The sequence below is a fragment of the Vibrio sp. V08_P9A1T1 genome (assembly GCF_963874405.1).
Classification (GTDB): domain Bacteria; phylum Pseudomonadota; class Gammaproteobacteria; order Enterobacterales; family Vibrionaceae; genus Vibrio; species Vibrio anguillarum.
In genome coordinates, this window is sequence record NZ_CAWNIB010000131.1 from 1 (window position 1) to 4,892 (window position 4,892).

General features: G+C 44.1%; 5 protein-coding genes. 1 reads left to right on the forward strand and 4 read right to left on the reverse strand.

Features of this window, described 5'->3' with window-relative positions; all coding sequences use genetic code 11:
- Positions 1-74: 74 nt before the first annotated feature.
- Complete coding sequence (locus AACT21_RS06445) at positions 75-971, reverse strand: response regulator (protein WP_094164295.1); 897 nt, start codon at positions 969-971, stop codon at positions 75-77.
- Positions 972-1,068: 97 nt separating this feature from the next.
- On the opposite strand from AACT21_RS06445, the gene AACT21_RS06450 reads away from it, so the two are divergent.
- Entirely contained in the window at positions 1,069-1,818 is a 750-nt protein-coding gene (locus AACT21_RS06450) for a chromosome partitioning protein ParA (RefSeq protein WP_081317722.1), read from the forward strand.
- Positions 1,819-1,852: 34 nt separating this feature from the next.
- On the opposite strand, the gene AACT21_RS06455 is transcribed toward AACT21_RS06450, so the two are convergent.
- The 3 genes from AACT21_RS06455 to AACT21_RS06465 form a co-directional block, all read right to left on the reverse strand.
- A complete protein-coding gene (locus tag AACT21_RS06455) occupies positions 1,853-2,779 on the reverse strand; it encodes an SPOR domain-containing protein (protein ID WP_094164296.1) in 927 nt (308 codons plus the stop codon).
- A gap of 166 nt (positions 2,780-2,945) precedes the next feature.
- Positions 2,946-3,884 (reverse strand): ABC transporter permease, encoded by a 939-nt coding sequence (locus AACT21_RS06460; RefSeq protein WP_017046673.1) that lies wholly within the window; start codon positions 3,882-3,884, stop codon positions 2,946-2,948.
- A gap of 2 nt (positions 3,885-3,886) precedes the next feature.
- Positions 3,887-4,864: an ABC transporter permease gene (locus tag AACT21_RS06465; protein WP_013855660.1), complete on the reverse strand. Its 978-nt coding sequence runs from the start codon at positions 4,862-4,864 to the stop codon at positions 3,887-3,889.
- Between the last annotated feature and the right edge of the window lie 28 nt (positions 4,865-4,892).

The window sequence follows — 4,892 nt, forward strand, 5'->3', positions numbered from 1 at the left end:
TTAATAATCAAGGGAAAATCCTATTACCTATAAATAAATAGAAGGTTTTGAGCTCACTCAAAACCTTCTATTTTCTAAAATCCCACCAAAGTAATTTTCCCTTGGGCTAACGCCCCCATTTGGCAGGAAAAATCGACCCGTTTATCCGCTTCTTTGGCAAATAGGGTTTCGAGCTTTTCAAACGATTGAGGGATAAAACTGATATTTTTTAACTTCAAGCTTTTGCGGGTTTGATTATCAAGAAACGCTAATGCGGAAGCACTTAATACTTTCTGGCAAGTATCGAGAATATCTTTACTGACCATTTTGCTGTGTACCGCTTGTTGTAGTTGCTCTTTGGTAATGCTGGGGTTGCCTTTAGCAAAGACACAAACGGCGTAGATATCAAGCAGTGCCACCGCGCGCGGCTTTTGCGTTTCGCCATCTTCATAGATGGCCATCAAACAAGGAATTTTACTCTCATCAAATGATTGGCGACGAATATTATTCAGCACGATATCAGCACCTACCGCTCTTTTTAGCAGCTTCTCTAGCTGCGAAAGCTTTGGTAAAGCCAACTCATCTTGCAGCTCGACCATTTCATCTAATTCAATGCAGCTCTCTTCCGCTCCTTGCACTAAAGGAAGCAACTTTTGGTGCAGTTCACCATCGTCAAACGGTTTCGATAACACAAACGACGCTCCAGCTTCAAGCGCCTGTTTGATTTGTTGCTCATCGGCCACCGTGGTGAGCATTGCCACTTTTATCCCGAGCTTACGTTTGGTTATCGCTTGTGTCAACTCCAGCCCCGTCATGCCGGGCATGTGCCAATCTGTTAAGACAATATCCGGCTGCCAACTGCCAATCAGCTTGAGTGCGGCCTTACCATTGTCTGCCTTTTGAATGGACAAACGTCGGTAGCCAAACGCCTCTAAGGCTCGTCTGACTATTTCAAGTGTCGCTTTACTGTCATCAACAATGAGAATCTTCACAGCACATTTTTCTATGACCTAACTTGTTCAAAGTATAGGCACATTTTTTTACAACAACTAAACTTACCTGAAAATACAGCAACAAAAGTGGGTTTATGTGATGCCAATACAAGAGTTCCTCACCGAAAAGGTTTTATCGCTCTTAGCGATCGATCTCGGGCTTATTATCTTGTTGGCTTGGTTTTTTATCCTACTGCTGATCCTGCGTGAATTTAGGAAATTTGCGCATGGTTTTACTCGTAGTAAAAGTGATAGCGATGAAGACACGCTTCATTTATGCCAACAATCCGTTGAAAATGCGTTGAACTACACCGCAGAGCATAGCTCGACTCTGAATGATTTAATCATCATTCAAAAAGCGCTCGAGCAACAGGTTTCTCTCATCAAAAATTCCTCTTCTCAGGGCATTAGTGCCGAAGATCAGGCTTCAATTGATGAGCTCAATGAGAAATTGAGTAAATCGCATAAGTTGATCCGCAAACTGAAAGGCGATCTCGATAAAAGTGTGAAAGGGCTACGAGTGACTCGTAAAAAACTCTTTGCTCAAACTGATACCGTTGACAGTTTGAAAGAAGAAAAAGCCACCATCGAAAAAGAGTTTGAACAGTTAGAAGCGGAATACATTAAGATCAGTAAAGCAGGTGATTTCTACGAAATGGCAAAAAATTATCAAGCCGAGAAAAAAGAACTACTAGAGACCATTGAGAAATACAAAGAGCAAGCCAAACAAGGTGGCACTTCTGTCGATGTCGAAGCGATGAAAAAACAGTTGTATCACATCAGTAAAGAAAAAGATTTTATCGAACAACGCTATCTACAATTACTCGAAGAGGGAAAGAAAGAGTAGCGCTGCCGCCATTTCTGACGGCAAACTGAGACACTTATTTAACGCAAATCACATTGAGTAATGAGGAACCTTTCAGTTGGCTGACTTTACCGTTGGTAAAAAGCCCTTTTTGCGACCATCCCCAATAAGGTAAGTGCATTGGCCATTGGTTACTGTCCATCTGTTTTGAATCCAAAAGGCGTTGCCACTCTTCTTCCGTTACCAAGCGCATCGCCATTTTTTGGCAGGTTTTTTCTGCCACCTCATAGTTTAGGCGGCTCCATGCTAGGCCATGTTCCATATAGAACTGTTCATCACTCGAACGTAAATGAGGCACCACAAACTGCAAACCGTTTGCGGTGGTGCTCAAACGAATTTCAACCGCTGGCGGAACATTAAGAGCTGGCGCTTTGGTTGATGGTTTCGTTGATAATGGCGAACTCGCCATTTCCACTTGTGGTTTCGGTAAAGACTTTTTGGTGATTTGTTTTGCGGCAGACGTTGCTTGAGCGGAAGTTGTCTTTTTTATCGGCGAGCTAGACTGTGCGCGCCCTTTGACAACCTCACGAATGAAAGCTTCTTTGTAACCGGGGATTTGCTGGATAAGAGGCAGTTCTTTTTTTACTTGCTCATAATCAGTATAAGGACCGATTAAGCAACGATACGTTTTCGCTTCTGGTTTTAGCCATACATCGGTAGAAATATGGGTATAAAACGCTTTGGCTTTCAGCAAAGATAATGGCTTATTTAACACACCACACTGAATCCAAAAAGTGGATGATTGCCCTTTGGGCTTTTTCTTTCCCCATAAACCTTGCCCTATTGGGCATGCTTTATCAAGAATGGGCAGCTGATCGACAGAAGCTTGAGTCGCATCACAAAGAAAATCGTCCGCCCAAGCGGGTTGAAATAAAGCCAGCGACGCCAACACCGTTAGGCTTGATGTCACACACAGGGTCGTTTTCCGCATCAGGGTCATCATATTGAGTCCATATACTTGCTTAATAGTAGTGACAACATTACCGATTCAATGTTCCCTAGTTCAATGGATTTGGGTTGGGTATAACAAAAATACTAGCAAAAAAAGAGCCGCATTTGACGGCGGCTTTTAGTTTAGGGATTTTCTTTAGCAAAAATCAATTGCCACATCACCCTTTGTAAATTTTTGGGTTAAAAACATCGCGTAGCCAGTCACCCAACAGATTGATCACCAACACTAATGTGACTAGTACAAAACCAGGGAAAGCCGTAATCCACCAAGCGCCAGAGAAGATGTAGTTAAAGCCCATGCTAATCAAAGCACCCAATGATGGCTGATCGACTGGCAAACCTAAACCTAGGAAAGAGAGTGCCGCTTCAGACATGATCGCATTGGCAATTTGCACAGTTGAGATAACCAAAATAGGCGATAAACAGTTAGGTAAAATATGGCGAAACATGATGCGTGGCGATTTAAAACCCATCACACGAGCCGCTTCCACATACTCTTTTTTCTTCTCGGCAAGCACTGACGCACGAATTGTCCGCGCGTATTGTGGCCACTCAGCCACGCCGATAATCACCACCAGCATCACAACCGCATACTGACTATAAAATTCACTCCCAAAACTGGCTTTGAAAATTGCCGAAACAATGATCGCCACCATCATGGTTGAAAACGATAGCTGTACATCAGCAAAACGCATCAAAAAGCTATCAATACGTCCACCAAAGTAGCCAGCAGAAAGGCCAATCACGATACCAAGTAGCAACTGTAAACCGACCGCCAAAAAGCCAATCGTCAGTGATAGACGCGAACCATACAGTATGGTCGACAAAATATCGCGCCCTTGCTCATCCGTGCCGAGAACAAAGCGCTCATCGGCTCCCTCCATCCAAGAGGGAGGTAATTCTGCATCCATCAGATCAATCGATGATAGGTCGTACGGGTTACTGGGGGCAATGAGTGGCGCAGCGACAGACAAAGTTAAGAATACCAAAAAGATGACGAAGCTGGTCATCGCCACTTTATCACGCAAGAAATAGTACAAAAAATCAGACTGTTTAAAACGCTCCCAACGAGATGGAGCAGCAGCAAATTGGCTCATGATTAAGCTCCTTTTCCAGTAAGGTTCACAGTCGGGTTAATCAGACCGTATAACAGATCGACAATGGTGTTGGTCACAACGAAAATCAGGCCAACGAATATGACGTAAGCGGTGATCAGCGGAGTATCAACTCGGTTGATCGCTTCAAGGAAAAGAAAGCCCGTACCCGGCCACTGAAAAACAGTCTCGGTTAAGATGGTGTAGGCCACCATAGTCCCAATTTGTACACCGCCGACGGTTAGCACCGGTAACATGGTATTTTTAAGTGCATGTTGGTAGTAAATTTTGTTCAATGCCAAGCCCTTAGCTTTAGCAAATTTGATGTATTCCGAGCTCAGCACTTCCAACATTTCAGAACGCACTAAACGAATAAACAGCGGCAGCATGATCGACGCCAGTGAAACACAAGGCAGCACCAAGTGTGCTAATCCATCAGCCGTGAAAAAGCCAGATTCCCAACCCAACCAATTGGCGGTTTCCCCTCGTCCATACGATGGTAACCAACCTAACGTGATCGAGAAAACGTACATCAACATAATCGCAGTTAAGAACACTGGGATAGAAATACCAATACTGCTGCCCGCCATCACCACTTTGGTAAAGAAGCTTTTGGGATGAATGGCTGTGTAAACCCCTAATGGAATGGAACAGACAATGATGATTACGGTCGCACCGAGCACAAGCTCTAACGTTGCGATTAATTTATCGAGAATAACGTCTACCGCAGGACGTTTGAAAAAGTAGGACGTGCCTAAATCACCCTGCACCGCGGCCGTAATAAAACGAGTATATTTGGCAATGAAAGGATCATTCAGTCCAAGTTCATCGCGCAGCGCTTGGCGCTCGCTTTCTGAAACAGACTGCCCAACAAGCTCACGCAATGGGTCGCCTAAGTTATCCTGAATGGCAAACGCCACCAGACTGATCACAAACATCACTATCAGTGCCTGAAACAGGCGCTTGACCAGAAACGAAAACATTCCTTGCCCCTTAAACTATCCATGATGG